We start from the raw sequence: 17,675 nt of genomic DNA, 5'->3' as shown, positions 1-17,675 counted from the left end.
CCTACCTGAGGCCCGACGACTGAGACCTGACGTACGCGGTGATCGCGCCGACGACAATGGCGACGATCCCGATAACGGCGACTGCCCAGAGAACGTTCTCGATCGTCACCGATCCACGCTCGTCCTTCCTGGGCGGTGGACCAAGGCGGCTCTCCAGCGTCGTGAACCAGAGGGCGGTGACTAGGAAGTAGATGCGAAGCATTCGATTCTCCTTTCAGCTGGGCATCATCCGGAGGAGTGAGGGGGCGAGCAGGATCGCCATGAAGATCACCCCGAGCAGGGAACCGGGGATGGACATGCGCTCGTTGATGGCGTTTGCCTCGGTCAGCTCGTCGTTGAGCATGGCGGTGCGCATGGAGGCGGTGCGCGCACGGAGGGTGGCATACGTTGCGGTTCCTTCCTCTCCGGACAGGCGCATGATGTCGGCGAAGTCGTCGAGGTCGGGCAGGCCGAGCTCCATGGCCAAGGTGTGTAAGGCGTCCCATGGCGGCAGCCCGGACCATCGGGATCGGTTGAGCTCCTCGGCGAGGCGGGTGAAGACCCACGAGTCGCCGACGCTCGCAGCGGTCTCCATGGCTCGGCGTACGCCGGCGCCGTTGGTCCGCTCGAGCGCGACCATGTCGATGTAGGCGCCGAGTGCTCGGTTGAACTCCAGACGAGCCCTCTTGGCGTCGTCGATCGCGTTGTAGTTGGGGAGGAAGAACATCACGACCGCCAAACCGATGCAGGCCACGACCGGGATCGGGAAAGGCAGCGGGATCCGCATGACTGACAGGAGTGTCGTGAGCCCGATCGGGATCACAAACCCGAGGGCAGCGTAGATGAGCTTGTCGCCGTAGAACCGCGCAAGCGGGATGCGCAGTAAGGCGAGCTCGCGTGTCGGCGTTCGGGCCCAGAGACCGACGGGAAGCGTACGCATCGCCCAGATGCCGAGGCGTTCCTTGCCGGTCGCGGTGCCGGTCTCCAGATCCGGGTGGCTGATCCGTGTGGGGGAGAGGCGTCGTGCTGCGTCGGCGAGGTCAGGTTGGGCCGGAGTGAACCAGATGACCAGAAGGGCGACTCCGAGGCCGATAAGGCCGCCGGAGAGCATCATCCCGAGCAGGGTTGTTGTCGTCATGCCGGTCCTCCCGAGAGGGGCGTTAGGGTGGCATCTGTTGGTGTCCGAGTTGCGTCCGACGCTCCGAGGATCCGGGGAAGCTTCCGACCGTCTGCCATCCGGCGCATCCACAGGAGTGTGGCGACGTACGCGGTGAGCAGTGTGGCCAGGATGATCTGGCCGAGCGGGCTGCCGTAGGGCTCGATGTAGTCGCCGGTCAGTCCGAGGATCACGAGCACGGTCGCGCTGATGATCGTCACCCAACGTGCGGTGGCGCGCGGCTTGGCGCGGTCGGCCTCGACCTGCCGCCGAGCACGTACGTCGTCGGCGACCGATTCGGCGAGACCTTCGAGCACGTTCGCCAGGCCGGCGCCTCGTCTGCGGGCGGCGAGGATGAGGTTGCCGGCGACCAGGTCGCCGGTGGCGTCGTCGAGATCGTTGGCGAACGCACGGATGGCTTCCTCGGTCGCCCATCTCGCCCGAAGCCGAGCGACCAGGAGCCCGACCTCGTCGGCGATGGAATCCGGTGTGGACCGCAGAGTGGTGATCAGCGCCTGCTCGAGTCCGATGCCGACCGTGAGAACCCCAGAGAGGGATCGGGTCCACTCCTCCAGCGCTTCCAGGCGCTCGATGCGATCCTTCGCATCAGGGGCGCCGAGAAGATAGGGGAGACCGAAGGTCGCCGCGGGCGCGATGACCAGTGCCAGGGGCCACCCGGTGACCAGCCAGCCGACGGCGCCGAGCGCGACTCCGACCCCGAGGAGGAGCTGCGTACGCCTGGAGATCGGCGGGAGCCGGAGGCGATCCCTGTTGGGGCGGTCGGTGACCGGAACGCCTCGTATTTCCCGGATCAGGCCGACGAGGCCACCGGCGACGAGTCCGCCGCTGAGCGCCGCGATGAAGAGCTGGGTGGTCATCGCGATGCCCCTGATGGTTGGGCGGTGAGGTAGCCGCCGAGATCGAAGCCGTGCCGGGCGAGCGCCCGGTATTCATCGGGGAGCACCATGGGTACTGCGGTGCCGGCTGCGTCCGGCGTGAAGACGTGAGTGGTGGCGTAGCCGGTCTCGCGCTCCCCAGGAGCCAACGCGATGATCTCCGCGACCTTGCGGGTTCGCCTTGAGGTGCCGTTGGCGGTCTCGGTCTCGAGGGAGAGCTGCACGATCAGGTCGACGGTCGCGGCGAGCTTCGACGTCGCCAGCTCTTGGGTGACGTGCGGGCCGGCTTCCATGGCGCAGGTGACGAGCTTGCGTACCGCGGCGACGGCGTCGGAGGCGTGGGTGGTGGAGATCGAGCCGGTGCCGGACTCCATCGCCTTGATCATGGCCCAGATCTCCTTGCCCCGGACCTCGCCGACGATCTGCCTGCTCAGGTTGAACCGGAACGAGTCGACCAACGCCTCGTCCAGCGTGAACTCGCCCGCTTGGCGACCGTCCGGCCCGCGCTCTCCGGAGCCCGGTCTGGCTTCCCATGGGTGCACGATCCGGTGTCGTTCGGGGAGCAGGTGGAGGTGGAGCTCGTATTCGGTCTCGAACGTCCCGATCGCCTCGGCCGGGTCGATCTCGGCGCACAATGCCCGGACCAGTGTGGTCTTGCCGGCTCCTTGGGCGCCGGAGACGACGATCGACTTGCGGGCTCTGACGGCTGCTCGGAGGAAGGATGCGGCCACTGGGGTGAGCATGTCGCGGCGTACGAGGTCCTCGAGAGTCACCTCCATCAGGCGATGGCGGCGGATGACGACGGAGGGACGGGGCATCACCCAGGCCGCGGCCGCGAGCCGGGAGCCGTCATCGAGTCGGAGATGGAGCTTCGGCTGGGCCTCGGAGAAGCCGCGGGCGTTGACCTCGCTGCGCGAGGCCAGGAAGACCAGGAAGTCGATGAGTTCCTGGTCGGAGTCGGCCACCGGAGGACCTGGGATCTGGGATCCGTCGACCAGGTCGAGCGTGACATTGTCGTGGCCGCAAATGATGATGTTCTCGACCCGGTCGTCGTCGACGAGAGGTTGGAGACGGCCGAGCCGGAAGAGCGAGTCGAACACGGCCTGGGCGACCGCGCGTTGGTGCTCCACGGTCCACGACGGATCGCCGGTATTCACCGCTTCGGCCATCGCGGCTTCGAGCAGCTCCAGGACGATCGCGCGGCCGAGCTCCTCCTGGGCGTGGCGGTCAAGGGTCTGCGACTCCGCCGCGACCGCCTGCGACAGCTGCTCGGACGCCTGCGAGCGCAACGACGCGACGAGCGACCAGTCGATGCCGCTCGTCGTCGCAATGGGCACCAGGGCGGCCGGAACGGCGTGCCCGTTGTTGCGGTTCGGCTCGTCCTCGACGGCTCGCAGCCTTGGGGCGAAGAGCGGCAGGCTCGTCACGTCCGGGCGGTAGGGCTCCCACTGGCCGGTCATCTCGCTGCCTCCTGGACGACGGCCTCGCGGGAGCGGCCGACCTCCGCCAGCAGCGATTCGGTCGCGGCGTGCAGCGAGCGGGCGTACGTCCCCGACTCGAAGCGCCGGGGACGCGCCGCGCCTCGGTGGAAGACGGCGGCCGCGGCCGTGTCGTCCTCGATCTCAGCCACGACGGGCAGGCCGAGGAGTCGCGAGATCTCACGCGCCGTGTAGGGCATGCCCTCACCGACCAGGAGCAGACCCGGCCAGCGCCATCCGATCCCAGGCTGGGTGACGGTCTCTGCCCATGAGCGGGCGGCCATGAGCGCGGGCAGATGGGTTCGCGTGACCAGGACCGTGAGGTCAGCGGCGCACAGGAGTGGCTCGGGCAAGCCGGCCAACCCCAGGCGTCCAGCATCGATGATCACGTCCTGCCCGGTTGCGTCGAGATTGGCGAGTGCGTCGGCGAGGTGTGACCAGTGGTCGCGAAGTGCCGCAGCCTGGATGTGGGTGCGGGTTCCTGCGACGTACGAGACGGTGGTCGAGCCCGGGAGCGCGGTGGCGACGCGTGGCAGGGCCTCGGCCGGGCCGAGCGGGGAGAGCATCAGGTCGACCAGGTCGGGGCCGGGTTGTGTGTGTCCTCGGAGGTAGCCGGCCAGGATCCACGATCCTCCGGTCGGGTCCGCCTCAACGAGCAGGACAGGACGCGGCCACTTCATCGCGAGACCGAGCGCGGTGGTGGAGACCCCGGGTGATCCCGAGGCCGAGGCGAGCGCGATGACGGCCATCAGGGCTCCAGCGGGTCCATGACGATCGCGATGTTGCCGGTGCTGGCGCGGTCGGCGAGGACGGTCGCGTCGGCGTAGGGGACCAGCACGTTGACCACGGTGTTGCCGGTGGTCTCGTCGACGCTCGAGGAGACCACCTCGGCGCTCGTCGAGAGCGGGGTTCCGGAGGATGGCTCACCTCCTTCACCGGTCGTGGCGACGACACGTACCTTGTCACCGTTGCGGAAGGTGACAGCCGGCACCTGGGCAGGGGTGAGGGAGATCCCGACGATCGACTGGCCGGCGGGCGGCATGTTGTCCTTCGTCGTCATCTCCGGTGTCAGCAATCCGCCCTCCGCGATGTCGAGGGCGGCGCGTGTGCCGACCAGTTCGTCGAGTTCGTCGCCGGGCACGACCCGGATCGTGTTGTCGCCGGAGATCTGCGTCGTGGTGAGGTCGTCGGCCGTGATGATGGAGCCGCGTTCGATGGTGGTGCGGGCGGCGACCACAGTCTCGGTGGTGGTGACCGCGGCCCATCCCCAAGCCGCGATGGCCGCGCCGGCAGCGATGGCAGCGACGGTGGCGACGATGTGCACGGGTCTGCGCCGGACCTTCGGAGGCGGGACCAAGCGCGGCGCCGGGGTGGTCCCGGTGAACCGGTTCTCTTCGATTGCTGCCTTGCTCATGCGTACGCCCTGCTTCTGCCCGCTACCTCACGAGCACCTGCGCTTCTCCGACCGCGATGTCGACCGAGCGGTTCAGGCCGTTCATCTGGATCGTTCCGGTCTGTCCGGCTCCCTGCCAGGTGATCACCCACGCCGAAGTGGCGGTGACCGTGTATCTCCGATTCGGCTCCCTCGCCGACGACAGCTTGTAGACGTGGCCGCAGTCGGGCGACGCCTCCTTGCCGTACTTCGGGTCGTAGGGTGTCCCGGCGGTCCGGCACTCCACGGTGGTGCCGTCGCCCATGTCCCAGGTGATCGCGTGGACCCGCGCCGTCGCAGTGACCGTGATCCCGCCGGCGGACGCGGAGGCGGTTGCCGGGCCGTAGGTCTGCTCGTTGGGTTGCCTCGCCCAGAGCCAGACCGGCATGCCGACGAGCCCGATGCTGTCGGGTCCAGGCTCGGGGGTGATCCCGATGTCGACCGCCTTGAGGTGGAGCTTGTCGACGGCCATCTGCGCGACCTCGCGAGGCGATGGTCCGGCGGCTGCTCCGGGAGGTGGCGTCGGTGACCAGATCTGGATCAGCAGCGTCGTCTGGGGCTGATAGCAGTTGTAGACCGCGCCATCCCCGAGTTCGTGACCCTTCCAGGCGGGATCACCGGCCGGGGGAGGAGGGTCGGCGAGATCGATGTAGCAGCCGTAGTTGTTGTTCCATGATCCGTACGGGCTCAGGCACGGCACCGGACCGGCCTTGCCAATCGCCCCATCCCAGTAGCACGGTGACCCGCTCCCGGTGTCCTTCGGTCCATCCCCGGCGGGCTCGGGCTGTCCGTTGCCGCCTCCGTCACCCGGCACCTCGACGGAGACCGTGCACTCGCCGCTGATCGGGTCGATCTGCTGGCATCCGGGATCCGCGTACGCCGGGCCTTGGCCGAGCACCCCCAGGCCCGCGACGACGCAGACCAAGGTCAGTGCTCGGATCAGGCTTCGCATGGCGGCTGCCGCAGGTCCTTCCCGGAGGCGACCCGCCACCCGGACACTGGGTCACTCTGGTAGTCGTAGTTGGCCACTGTGTAACGCGTCCAACCAACGTCGGCACGGTCGGGACTGACCACCGAGTTGCCGTTCTTGTCGACGAGGTCGGCACCACTCACGTCCCAGCAGACGTCGACCATCACCGTCGGGACCTTGCCGGCGTCGGGATCGGAGTTGTCGAGGTTCACCGACTCGACCTTGATGTCAGCCAGCTCGGTATCGCCGACCTGTGTGAGCTTCTTGGCCCGCTCGTTCTCGACCAGGCGGGTCTGAGCGGTGAGCTGGGTGCTCACCGCGACGTCGCGCAGGTTCTTGAGCGTTCGGTCATTCCTCTGGCGAACGGCGTCGAGTACGTCGAAGTAGTCCTCGACCGTCTTCACCGCTGCTGCCGAAGCGATCTCGGTGTCCGAGGTCGGCTCGTCGGTCGGCGTGCTCGTCGAGGTCGGATCGTTGCTGGGGGAGCTGTTGCGCTCCGAACTGGCACACGACGCCCCTGCGGCAAGCGCTCCTACGCAAGTCGCGATCGCAAGGATTCGGCCCGGATCGATCACAGAAATTCACCTTCCTCGGCGAGCAAACGGCGCTCTGCGAGGACGTGCGCCGAGAGGTGGACCCGAGCTCCGCGGCTCAGGCGCTCGTCCCATTAGGCACCCACCGGGGTACCTTACGCAACGGGCAATTTGGGTTCGGCATCGTCCGCTGCGGTCCGCTTGCGTTGCTCATCCATCGTGAGGATGCCCGCGCCCGAGCTGGTGATCGGACCGTCCGGCGGGCGGGTTTCGGGGTGGTTGCTCCGTCGGGATGAGCAACTTGTTTGTGCAGGTCACCCACCGTTTAGCCGGCGGCCAGGTTTGCTGGCGCGATTGATCGGCGTCAGGGCCGAGGCATGGACGGCGAGCGCTCGGTAGCGAGGTGAGACTGCAGACGCAGCCCGCAAAGTAAATTCTCGAGCGGTTCAGCCCCAGAAGATGGGATCGCCTCCGTCGGCGATGTAGTCGAGCAGTTCGGCGACGTCACTCGACGGCGGCCTCCGGTCGTCGTACGCGTGGAACTTCATGTTCCTGTCACGCCAGTAGATCGCCCAGAGCGTCGAAGACGAGGTGTAACGAAGCCTCGCGATCGGGAACCGAGTGTGCTCGCCCACCCCGTCCCAGGGCGGCCTCACCTCGACGATGGTCACATGCCGCGGAGCGATATCCGCCTCGACCTTGACCTGATTCCACAGATCCTCCGGAACCCTCGCCCTGCACCACAACTCGATCCGATCGAGATCTGCCTCCGGAATCGCCATGGCCACATCTTCGCCGACAGGTCCCGCCCGCACGGAGTAACCCTCCACCAACGCAGGACCACACGAATGGCAGATCGAGGAGGACTCCGTGATTCGGGATGCCCACCGCCACCTCTTCTGTAGACGCCTCAAGGATCCCTTTGCGCATCGGCTAGCGGTAACGTTGCCTTTCTGCGATGCGGGGGTCACCGGCGTGGAGGAGAATGTCGTGGATGGTGAAGTTTGATGCGATGGCTTCCCGCAGTTGCTCTAGGTTGTCCCGGATGTGCTGCAACTCCTCCCTCGGCTTCCGCACTGCGAGATACGTGCGGACCTGACGAAGGGCCTCCCGGTCTGACACCGCTGCGGTCTGAGGCTCTCCGTACACAGAGATCGCAGACGCTTCCGCCTCGTCGCGGAACTCGAAGACCCGGGTAGTGCGGATTTCGGGCAGTTCGGTCAAAGGGTCATCGATCATGATTCCTTCAATCCGCAGAGGCAGTCTGCCGTAGCGAAGCATCTCGAAGACCACAGCCAGTGCCGACACCTTCTCGTCCAGGAGGAACGTGAGTGCGGCGACGGACTTGCCGTCGAGCACTTGCAACTCCCAATTCAAGTCATCTAGCCGCTCCCCTATCAACTGGATGCTAGTGAGTTGCTTGCGTACCACCTCGAGGAGTTCGCGTCGCACCCACGTGTCCCGGCGCTGCCCTGTGACTCGAATTGCGTCAGCCAGCTGCCTCTCGTAGAGCTCCAGCAGGACAACGATCTGATCTGCAGTCACCAACGCATCGTTCAACTGGACATAGAAGAGGAAGAGCTCCGCACCGAGTTGGGCCGATCGGTCGCGCTCGCTCCTGCTGACCATGCCCGGAACAGCCTTCGTCGCCAAGTCGAGGATCAGCTTAAGGAACTCGATCACGAGCCACAACGGTAGTGCTCCGGCTGTCCCGTCACGCGACGTTTCGCCACAGAAAGGGCGCGAATGCTGAACTTGACTCTGTCAGGCACCGGTGCCCCCGGGACCGCTCGGGCCGCGGGACGACGCAGCAGATCAAGGACCACGAGCACGAGCAGAGAGAAGTCCAGCCCTGGCCCCGTGGTCTGGGCCATTGTCCCGCCGGATCCGGTGGGGAAAGGTAGCCGATCCCGGTCCGGGCAGAGTCCGCCGGCAACCGGGCACGGGCCGACTCGGCGATCTCCTTGACCCACTCCGCATCCGTCCCGACGTGTACCAGCGGCGCGATGCGGCGCCCCGTGACCTGGGCCGTGGGGGAGTGCAGGCATCCGCCCAGGTCCCGGGCACGCGGCTGCCACAAACAGATCCGTACGCGGCCGACCGTCGACCATGGCGATCGCGGCCACGTCCGCGATCGCGGTCTTCCGGTCCGAGCCCTCATCGACATGTCGCCGCGCTGTCCCGGACAGGCGTGCCACCATGATCCGCTCGTCGGCCACCAAGTCTTGGCCACCTCCTCATTCCACGACCCCGAGCACCCCACGGGTGTGCATGCATACCTCAGCCTCATGGGGAGGTGATGACCATGACCGTGTCAATGCGCGTGATGCACGCCGGGGACGGCTACAAGTACCTCCTGCGTAGCGTGGCAGCAGGTGATGGCAACCGTTCGCTGTCCACGCCACTGACCCGCTACTACGCCGAAGCAGGAACGCCGCCTGGACGTTGGCTCGGATCGGGTCTCTCGGGGCTCGGAGGTGGCCGCATCGTCGAGGGTGCACAGGTCACCGAAGCACAGCTCGCGCTTCTCATCGGTCTCGGTCGCGACCCGGTCACAGGGGAGCCGCTGGGTCGTGCTTATCCCGAGTACAAGACGGCGGAAGAGCGAGTCGAGGAGTGCATACGTCAGCTCGATACCAGCCTCTCGGCTGATGACCGCGCGACCGAGAAGGCGCGCATCGAGGACGAGGAAGCCGCCCAGTCCGGGCGGCGCGCGGTTGCGGGCTACGACTTCACTTTCAGCGTCCCGAAGTCGGTCTCGGTCCTGTGGGGTCTGGCGGACGCGAACACTCAAGAGCTGCTTCTCGCCGCGCACCACGCTGCAGTCGACGACGTCCTCGCCTACATCGAACGCGAGGTCGCTGCCACCAGGGTTGGCGTCGCAAACGCCGATGGCGCCGTCTCCCAGGTCAGCGGACGGGGCATCCTCGCGACCGCGTACGACCACTGGGACTCCCGCGCCGGCGACCCACAGCTCCATACGCACGTAGTGATGTCGAACAAGGTGCAGGCCGAGCTCGACGGCCGATGGCGCAGCCTCGACAGCCGCCCGATGCACGCCGCGGTCACGGCAGTCTCGGCGTACTACAACGCCGTGCTCGCCGACCGGATCACCGGCACCTTCGGCTTGGAATGGGAGCAGCGGGGGAGAGGCGCCGACCGCAACCCACAGTGGGAGATCGCCGCCGTCCCCGACACGCTGATCAAGGAGTTCTCAAGCCGTACGCGGGCGATCGAGGTGGAGAAGGAGCGGCTGATCCGCGAGTACGTCGATCGGCACGGCCGCAGGCCGGGCAACACCACGATCGTCACCCTCCGCGCCCAAGCGACCCTGGCCACCCGCCCCGAGAAGCGGCTGCGATCCCTCGCCGACCTCACTCGCGACTGGCGAGCCAGAGCCGGCCGCATCCTTCGCACAGACGCGACCGCCTGGGTGAGAACGACGCCCGCGTACGCCCCAACAACCGTCTCCGCAGGCCAGATCCTCGAAGCGACCATCGAGGAGATCGGCGCCCGCGTCGTCGCCGAGGTCGGAAGCAAGCGCGCAACTTGGCGCCACTGGAACCTCTGGGCCGAGGCCTCCCGCCAGACCATGGCCTGGCGATTCCCGACCGCGGAAGATCGCGAGCAGGTGGTTGCCAGAATCGTGGCGTACGCCGAGCACAGCTCCATCGCACTCACGCCGCCCGAGCTCGCGACCAGCCCGCCCGAGTTCCAGCGCGAGGACGGCACCTCCACCTTCCGCCCCCGCCACGCGACCCGCTACTCCTCGACCGCTGTCCTGGCTGCCGAAGACCGCCTCCTCAAGCGCGCCGAAAGCCGCACCGCCCCCTGGGCGACCGCGCGTACCGTCGAAAACATCGTACGCCGCCTGCACAACGGCCACATGCTCACCAGCAACCAAGCCGACGCCATCACGGCGATAGCAACATCTCGCCGCCAGATCGACCTGCTCATCGGCCCGGCCGGTGCCGGAAAGACGACCGCGATGCACGCCCTCCTCAAGGCATGGACCCGAGAACACGGCCGCCACAGCGTTGTCGGACTCGCCCCCTCAGCCGCCGCAGCCGAGGTCCTCGCCGGCGACCTCGGCATCCGCTGCGAGAACAGCGCGAAGTGGCTCCACGACCACGCCGTCGGCACCCGCACCTTCCATCGCGGCCAGCTCATCATCATCGACGAAGCCACACTCGCCGACACCATGACCCTCGACAAGATCACGGGTCTCGCAGCCATGGCCGGCGCCAAGGCGCTCCTCGTCGGCGACTGGGCCCAGCTCCAATCCGTCGACGCAGGCGGCGCCCTCACCCTCCTCGCCGCCGCCCGCCCCGACGCCCCCGAACTGACCGACGTCCACCGCTTCACCCACGACTGGGAGCGAGCCGCCAGCCTCGACCTCCGCGCCGGCCGCCTCGAGGCGATCACCGCGTACGCCCACCACGACCGCCTCCACGACGGCACCACCGAGGAGATGCTCGACGCCGCGTACGCCGCATGGACGGCCGACCAGCACGACGGCCTGACCAGCATCCTGGTCACCGAGTCGACCGAGACCGTCCATGCCTTCAACGCCCGCGCGAGAGCCGAGCGTATCCTCACCGGCCAGACGCGTACGTCCCGCGAGGTCACTCTCGCCAGCGGCGAGCCGGCTTCGGTAGGCGACCTGGTGATCACCCGCCACAACGACCGCCGCCTCCGCTCCCTGCGCGGCGTCTGGGTCCGCAACGGCGACCGCTGGCGCATCGACGACGCCGGCAAGGACGGCAGCGTCGTGGTCTCCCGCCAGAACGGCCACGGCGCGACGATCATCCTGCCCCCGGCGTACGTCGCCGAGCACGTCGACCTCGGCTACGCCATCACCGCCCACCGCGCCCAAGGCGTCACCGTCGACACCGCCCACGTCCTGGTCTCGGCGAGAACCACGAAGGAGAACCTGTACGTCTCGATGACCCGCGGCCGCGAGTCGAACCAGGCGTACGTCGCCCTCGACCAGCCCGACGAGACCCACGCCGCCCCGCTGACCGACGAGGACGTCAACGCCCGAACGGTCCTCTACGGCGTACTCCAGCACTCCAGCGCCGAACTCTCCGCCCACCAGACCATCACCGCCGAGCAGGAAACCTGGGGATCGATCGCCCAACTCGCCGCTGAGTACGACACCATCGCCGCAGCAGCCCAGCGCCCCCGTTGGGAAGCCCTCATCCGCCGCTCCGGTCTGACCTCGACCCAGGCCGACGCGGTCATCGAGGGCGACTCCTTCGGCCCGCTGACCGCAGCCCTCCGTCGAGCCGAAGCCTTCGGCCGCAACGTCGAGAAGCTCCTCCCGAGCGTCGTAGCCAGGCGCGACCTCTCCGATGCCGACGACTTCGGCGCCGTCCTCCAGCACCGCCTCCGCCTCACGGCGTCCGGTCGTCGTATGAACGGGTCGGGCGACAGGCCGCGTCAGGCCTTCGTCGCCGGGCTGGTACCCGAAGCCAAGGGCGAGATGGCGCCAGCCATGCGACAGGCCCTGGACGAGCGTCGGACCCTGATGGAGGTACGCGCCGCCGCACTCGCCGATTCAGCAGTAGCAACCCGCCCACCGTGGCTCCGCCGCCTGGGCACCCCACCGGCGACCCCCGCAGCACGACGGGACTGGCTGATCTCCGTAGCGACCATCGCCGCCTACCGTGATCGCTACCAGATCACCAGCGACCTCCCCCTCGGTCCCGGCGCCCGATCCGAAGCCGAACGCGCCGACCGCCACCGCGCCCTCATCGCCCAGCGGACCGCGGCCGAGATCGCGATGAGGCCGGACGCCACCGGTCGCGAGGCCGCCAGCGCGCCGCTGTCAATCCTGAGGTAGCTGCCTCGGAGCAGAGATATCCACAGTCAGTTCCGCTCAAGGGGCGCTCGGCCGCACGGTAGGACCCAAGACGCCCAAACCCGAAGGCGGCCCCATGCTCACTCTGATCCTCGTAATCATCTGGCGCACCGTCGCCACCATCCACGGCTACGTCCTCGCGTACGCCCCGACCAACATCGCCATCGCCCACCTCCGCACCCCGCGCGGCCTCAAATGGGCAATCCCCTCCGCCCTCGTCGCGGTCCCCGCCTTCCTGTACGTCGCTTGGCTGATGACCGTCCTCGTCGACCACGGCGCCACCAAGTGGCTTCTCCTGGTCACGCTCACCGCCTACGTGGATGCCTGCAAGTTCGCCGCACTCGCGGTCTTTGCGCCACTGCTCTGGGCGACCAGAGCGATGGTGGGCACTCGCACAGCGGCGATCACAGGTGTAGGTCCGGATCGTCCAATGCCGGTCGATAAGGTCATCCCGTGACCGACGACGCTCTCTTTGCCCTGAACGACTCGGCACCCGAACCCGTTGCCCCGCCTGCGCCTCAAGCGATAGCTGACTGGCAGGTCAAGCAGCTTCGCGCGGCGTTGGACGCGCTTGGCACGTCGGAGATGACTGATCGCCAGAGGATCGTCGAGGAGATTGTCGGGCGCCCAGTCGCCGCGCTGAAGGAGTTGAGGTACGACGACGTTCGACCGCTCCTGGAGGGCCTGCACGCTCGGAAGTCAGCGACCTCCACGACCGCAGGTTCTGCCTGGGACGATCGGGACGAAGACACCTGGATCGACCGGCTCTGAGCGTTACTCGTCCGCCTCCGATTCTCCCCAGTTGAGGAGGTCCCGGGTGTTCGACACGACGAGCTTCCCTGCAGGGTTCCGCGCAAGGTCAGGCTCACGAAGGCCCTGCCATCCTTTGTCGAATCCAAACTTCGTGACGTGCCTCAGTGGATCCTTGATCCGATGGATCGCGTACGCGTCGTCGTCCTCGGCGTGCTCGACGACGTAGAGCCAGAAGTCGTCCTTCTCTCGGTTCTCGTCCAATTGGCGTGCCGAGAGCCAGACCCCGAAGGTCGTCCAAGACGCCCGGATCGACTTGACCTCGATCCGGCGTACGACTTCCCCAGCAGTGTTGTGGGACAGAATGTCGAACCCTGGGTTGGAATGGTCCTGCTCTTCCGGTATTCGTCCGCAGGAGCGCTCGTAGCCGAGCACGCGGCGGACTCCAGCGGCATCGACGGAGGAGTTGTCTGGAGCCTCGTCGCCGTACTCCTCACCGTGCTCGCGGTTCCGTTCGTCATGTCGTACATAGGAGTACATGTAGTCGCGGCGGCCACCGCCGGGCTTGCGCCGGTGTTCGCTTCCGGCACCACGGGTCTTCCGAGTGCTGCGCTCGGGTCGATCCCCGTCGGTCGTCTCTGAGATCGACCCAATGGCCTGGGTTTCGCCTACGCCGGTGTCTGACGCATCGGCCTCTGGCGCCTCGACCAGCGACCCAGGCGGGGTGCCGGCCCAGTCGCCGAGGTCATCGTCTGCTTCCACAGAGACGACCGTCTCGACGTGGCCCCACGTGGTGTCGTCAAGGTCAGGCACGCCGTACTCGTCGAGCAAGGCCATCGACTCGGAGAGCTCATCAGCCGAGAGCACCTCGTGCAGCGCTGGTGCGATGCCGCTCACGTCCAGATCAGGTCCAAGACAGCGCGCGACCTCGCGGGCGAGAGATCGAGTCGGCGTCTCAGACCTGACCATGATCTGCGCGCTTTCTTCGAGGAAGACCGCCTCCGCAGCCTCAGACGCAGTCTGATATCGCTGGTTGGCGTAGTTGACGTGGTATGCGATCGACAAATCTGGGACGACGTGAACCTCGACTTCAGCGAGACGCTGGATGTCGTAGTCGAACTCATCACTATCTTGAGCTTCAAGAAGCCGCCGCAGTGCGGGAGCCCGCTCGTGGAGTCGGGCCGTGAGCGCGTGAGCCGACGAACTTTCGAGCGTGTCGTCGACGACCGTCTTGATCACCTCCTCGGCCGGCCGAACGCCGGCGGTGGTGAGCGCACGCTGGGTGGTCCGATCCCTCCGGACAAGGTCGTGCCTGATGAGCTCGATCTTCTCCGCGATCCTTCGGCCGTCGAGGAACAGCAGCCTGTTCGGCTGCGCGAGCAGCCCACGGTCGTTGAGCGCCGACTTCACAGGGGCGAGATGATTAAGGACAGTCAGGGTCTCATCGTGGCGCTCTGCATCGCTCAGCGCATCTTCGAGCAGCTCCCAACACCGATGTACGACGCCTTGGTCCGCTTCATCGAGTGGGTCGTTCCCGAGTTCACGGCTGATCGTCCGCAAGATCGTCTCGATCTGCTGTGGAGTGGGAAGGTGGGTGACCCCGACACGGTCATAGAACTCCTCGTTCGAGCGCTGCCCAGGCGGGAGTTGCCGAGCCCAGCGCCCCAGGCCAGGGTCACTCCAGAAGACCTTGCCCGGCTCGAGGTACTCGCCGGGACTGACCTGGATGCATCGCCGGTCGCGGAGCCTCGTGACCAGTTCGACTTCCTTCGCTTCTCCAAGAGCGCGGTAGACCTGATCGTTGACGGCAAGGCCATACTGCGCACAATGGAGCAGATGGGCGATGACCATCTGGGTCGTCGGAGCGAGATTGACCCCAAGCCACTGGAGCAGCCCTCTGCGGCGCTGCTGTTCGCTGACGTGCAGCGCCAGGTGCTTACCTTGAGAGGTGAAGAGATACGCCTGGTACGTCGCATAGATCTCAGCCGGCGCAGCACGCCCGCCACCGGCGACCGGTAGCCAGGTCGACGTACGCAGACTCGTAAGCGAGGCAGGGTACGCACCATCTGTCGGTCCGTGAATCGAGTCGAGGATCGCGAGCACCACATCGGTTCGCGGATCGTCGTCTCCAGTGGCGATTCGCTGAGCAGCAGTGCAGAGCACGTCGTCGCGAGGCGTCTCTGCGACACCGAGCCACGCCAGGGTCGAGAGGATGTCGCTACCAAGGCTGGCCAGATCCGCGACGGGGCACTCGGGGTCGATGAGATCGAGCGCTTTCGACGCAAGGTGCACTTCCTGAGCTGGTCGAACGGCCCCATCCGTGCAGAGAACGAGGGGCACCCTGCTGAGCTCGCCCTGAACTCCACCAGCGTGATCGAGATAGGGCATCTCGACCCGAACGAACTCCAACACCGCCGGCAACTGCTCCAGAGCGACCAGGCCGTCGGCCGCAGATGGAATGAGGTGGCGCCGCACGTATTCGACTGCATCAAGCCTGCGCGCGCCGAGCAGGGTGAGCAGGTTCTCGTGCCCCGCGGCCGCCTTGAGGTCGACCACCTCTGCGACACCGATGACATCCTGGAAGTCCGAGGGCAAGGACAGCTCGTCGAGCGAACGCAGCGATCCACCGGCGCTCGGGAAGATCGACAACTGCCGCACCCGCCCCTGGATCGCTGGATCCTCCAGCGCCTCGCGATGCTTCTCCAGCCAATCCAGCACGTCCGAATGCACGGCCTCCAACGCCTCGACATCGGCCTCGAAGATCGACAGAGCTTCGGAGACGTCGAGTTCCCTGCACAGCGCGAGCATCCCGGCGCTGAGCTCGTGAAGACGATCCTTATCCGCGACCTTGACATCAGGATCCAGCAGCTCGAACAGAGCGAGATCGCTTCCCGAGAGACGGAAGGTGTTCGCAGCAGGCGCGTAGGACCCGTCTCGACACGGAATCACTGCGACAGCCTTAGCTCCGACCTTCCCCAGATCAGAGCGGCCGCCTCGCCCAGAGAGTTGCTCCAGAAGGACGAGCAACTTGTCGACCTGGCCAGCGGTGGTAAACGAGCCGCGCGGCAGTTGCCATGGCTTGGTGAAGCCCTTTGCTTGCAGTGCCTCGACGATGTCGGTCGCCGTGAGTTCGGAGATTCCATAGGCAGATCGGGTGATCTGGAGGATCGAAGACCGGATCGAGTCATCCGCGAGCGGGAGCCCGAGAGCGGTGAGAACATCCATGGCATCGCCAACTCCGGAGGCCCTACCGACCAGGCAGCCTTCTGGCGTCCGTACGCTGCCATCCGCGAGCAGCGCGATGCGTGAGGTGCTCCCAGCCTCCACCGCGAGGATGAAGTAGGCCGAGAAGGACTCTGGATACTCACCCGATGGGATGGCACGACTCACCTTCTCCGCAGCCTCGAGAAAGCTCCACGCAGCCGGATACCCAGCCGAGCTCGCGATGTCCTCAAGCCTGCTCGCCATGATCCGGGCGCTCGCCTCGATGAGCATGTCGTTCCAGCGAGCACGAAAGTTCGGGAGGTCGAACTCAACGCTCTTCCGGTCCTGTCGCGGGAAGAAGCTGGCGTTGATGTGGGCGCGCCACCCGGCACGCGTCTCCGTCGGCAGCCCTGCGTAGATCCGGCCTATGACGGTCTCATCGTCGACTGGCAGTGCGATCTGGATCAGGTCGGAACGGTCCGCGGCGATCTGTTCGTTCGCCTCTTTGAGCGAGCCAGCCTGTTCAGCGCGGCCTTCGATGACGAGCCACTCAATCGTGTCCAAAACCGGTTTGAACCCGTCGCCGACCTGAGCCACTTCGATCAGAAGCTGGTCGCCGTCGTGAACCCGAGTGACTGTGGTGGTCTGCCCTCCGCCAGAGACTCCGATCTCCGTCACATGGGTGAGGAAGACGGCCGCACCCTGTGCGTTGTCGTGAAGGGCGGAGGTCAACCTCTCGATCGCTACGTCATCGAGTACATCGACACTGAGGCCTGAGCGCAGGGTCGAGTCGGTCCTTGCCCACGGAAGGTAAAAACTCGTCCCAGCGGTCTGGTGGTCGCGTCCGCAACCACTGGAGCAGATCTGGATCCGCTCCTGCTCGTTGGCAGATTCATCGAGGATGAGGTGATGGCCGCCGGACACCAACTCTGGATGGTCGGTCACCTGGTAGACGGCCGTGAACCCGACGCCGAAGGCGCCGGTCGTCGCAGAGGACCCTTCCTTGTGGCGCCCGCCAACCTGGCGGAACGAGTGGAGGTCGCAGGACTTCCGCCCTTCGTCTTTCCAGGCGCACCTGAGCGAACCCTGATCCCCGCAATCGGTGAACTCGCCAGAGTTCCAGACGGCCAGTTCCTCGGTGCTCGCGGTGAATCGAATGGAGTCGGCAGCGGCATCGTCGGCGTTCTGCACGAGCTCGTTGAGCAGGGTCGCCCCGCCCCCGAGGTCCTTGAGCACATTGGCGAGAACACCCAGGTGATCGGACGTACGGGACAACGTCGAGATGCCGTCGAGACTGCTCATGGCCTTCCCTCCTGGAGCGGGCGTGAACGACGCTAGCAACCATCGGGACCTGTCATGGACCGATTGGCTTCAACCGCCCAATACTGTCGGTCCTTGTGACTAGAGTGCGACG

General features: G+C 66.6%; 14 protein-coding genes. 3 read left to right on the top strand and 11 right to left on the bottom strand.

Features of this window, described 5'->3' with window-relative positions; genetic code table 11:
• Position 1: 1 nt before the first annotated feature.
• The 10 genes from ACIA03_RS08425 to ACIA03_RS08380 form a co-directional block, all read right to left on the bottom strand.
• Positions 2-202 carry a hypothetical protein gene (locus ACIA03_RS08425; protein WP_396981133.1) on the bottom strand — a complete coding sequence of 67 codons (201 nt, stop codon included), beginning with the start codon at positions 200-202 and terminating at the stop codon, positions 2-4.
• 12 nt (positions 203-214) lie between these two features.
• Complete coding sequence (locus tag ACIA03_RS08420; RefSeq protein WP_396981131.1) at positions 215-1,117, bottom strand: type II secretion system F family protein; 903 nt, start codon at positions 1,115-1,117, stop codon at positions 215-217.
• Entirely contained in the window at positions 1,114-2,013 is a 900-nt protein-coding gene (locus tag ACIA03_RS08415; protein ID WP_396981129.1) for a type II secretion system F family protein, read from the bottom strand. Before ACIA03_RS08415 ends, ACIA03_RS08420 begins: the two co-directional genes overlap by 4 nt.
• Entirely contained in the window at positions 2,010-3,491 is a 1,482-nt protein-coding gene (locus ACIA03_RS08410; protein ID WP_396981128.1) for a CpaF family protein, read from the bottom strand. Before ACIA03_RS08410 ends, ACIA03_RS08415 begins: the two co-directional genes overlap by 4 nt.
• Positions 3,488-4,258, bottom strand: coding sequence for a hypothetical protein (locus ACIA03_RS08405; protein ID WP_396981126.1), 771 nt, complete (start codon positions 4,256-4,258; stop codon positions 3,488-3,490). The genes ACIA03_RS08410 and ACIA03_RS08405 overlap by 4 nt, the downstream gene beginning before the upstream one ends.
• Positions 4,258-4,923, bottom strand: coding sequence for an SAF domain-containing protein (locus tag ACIA03_RS08400; protein WP_396981124.1), 666 nt, complete (start codon positions 4,921-4,923; stop codon positions 4,258-4,260). The genes ACIA03_RS08405 and ACIA03_RS08400 overlap by 1 nt, the downstream gene beginning before the upstream one ends.
• Positions 4,924-4,945: 22 nt before the next feature.
• The gene (locus ACIA03_RS08395) at positions 4,946-5,893 is read right to left on the bottom strand and encodes a hypothetical protein (protein WP_396981122.1); all 948 of its coding nucleotides are present in this window, start codon (positions 5,891-5,893) and stop codon (positions 4,946-4,948) included.
• A complete protein-coding gene (locus tag ACIA03_RS08390; protein WP_396981120.1) occupies positions 5,881-6,315 on the bottom strand; it encodes a hypothetical protein in 435 nt (144 codons plus the stop codon). Before ACIA03_RS08390 ends, ACIA03_RS08395 begins: the two co-directional genes overlap by 13 nt.
• A gap of 575 nt (positions 6,316-6,890) precedes the next feature.
• The gene (locus ACIA03_RS08385) at positions 6,891-7,274 is read right to left on the bottom strand and encodes a DUF3024 domain-containing protein (protein WP_396981118.1); all 384 of its coding nucleotides are present in this window, start codon (positions 7,272-7,274) and stop codon (positions 6,891-6,893) included.
• 103 nt (positions 7,275-7,377) lie between these two features.
• On the bottom strand, positions 7,378-8,127 hold the full coding sequence (locus ACIA03_RS08380) for a hypothetical protein (RefSeq protein ID WP_396981116.1): 750 nt from the start codon (positions 8,125-8,127) through the stop codon (positions 7,378-7,380).
• 622 nt (positions 8,128-8,749) lie between these two features.
• Between ACIA03_RS08380 and mobF the strand changes: the two genes are divergently transcribed.
• The 3 genes from mobF to ACIA03_RS08365 all read left to right on the top strand — a co-directional run bounded on the left by mobF (position 8,750) and on the right by ACIA03_RS08365 (position 13,078).
• The gene (mobF, locus tag ACIA03_RS08375; RefSeq protein WP_396981114.1) at positions 8,750-12,289 is read left to right on the top strand and encodes a MobF family relaxase; all 3,540 of its coding nucleotides are present in this window, start codon (positions 8,750-8,752) and stop codon (positions 12,287-12,289) included.
• Positions 12,290-12,383: 94 nt separating this feature from the next.
• A complete protein-coding gene (locus ACIA03_RS08370; protein ID WP_396981112.1) occupies positions 12,384-12,764 on the top strand; it encodes a hypothetical protein in 381 nt (126 codons plus the stop codon).
• Positions 12,761-13,078, top strand: a complete 318-nt coding sequence (locus ACIA03_RS08365; RefSeq protein WP_396981110.1) for a hypothetical protein — start codon at positions 12,761-12,763, stop codon at positions 13,076-13,078. The genes ACIA03_RS08370 and ACIA03_RS08365 overlap by 4 nt, the downstream gene beginning before the upstream one ends.
• A gap of 3 nt (positions 13,079-13,081) precedes the next feature.
• Here the strand turns inward: ACIA03_RS08365 and ACIA03_RS08360 are convergent, their stop codons facing one another.
• On the bottom strand, positions 13,082-17,563 hold the full coding sequence (locus tag ACIA03_RS08360; protein ID WP_396981108.1) for a protein NO VEIN domain-containing protein: 4,482 nt from the start codon (positions 17,561-17,563) through the stop codon (positions 13,082-13,084).
• Between the last annotated feature and the right edge of the window lie 112 nt (positions 17,564-17,675).

The organism is Nocardioides sp. NPDC051685, assembly GCF_044453405.1.
GTDB lineage: Bacteria > Actinomycetota > Actinomycetes > Propionibacteriales > Nocardioidaceae > Nocardioides.
This window is presented reverse-complemented; position numbering and strand designations above follow the sequence as displayed.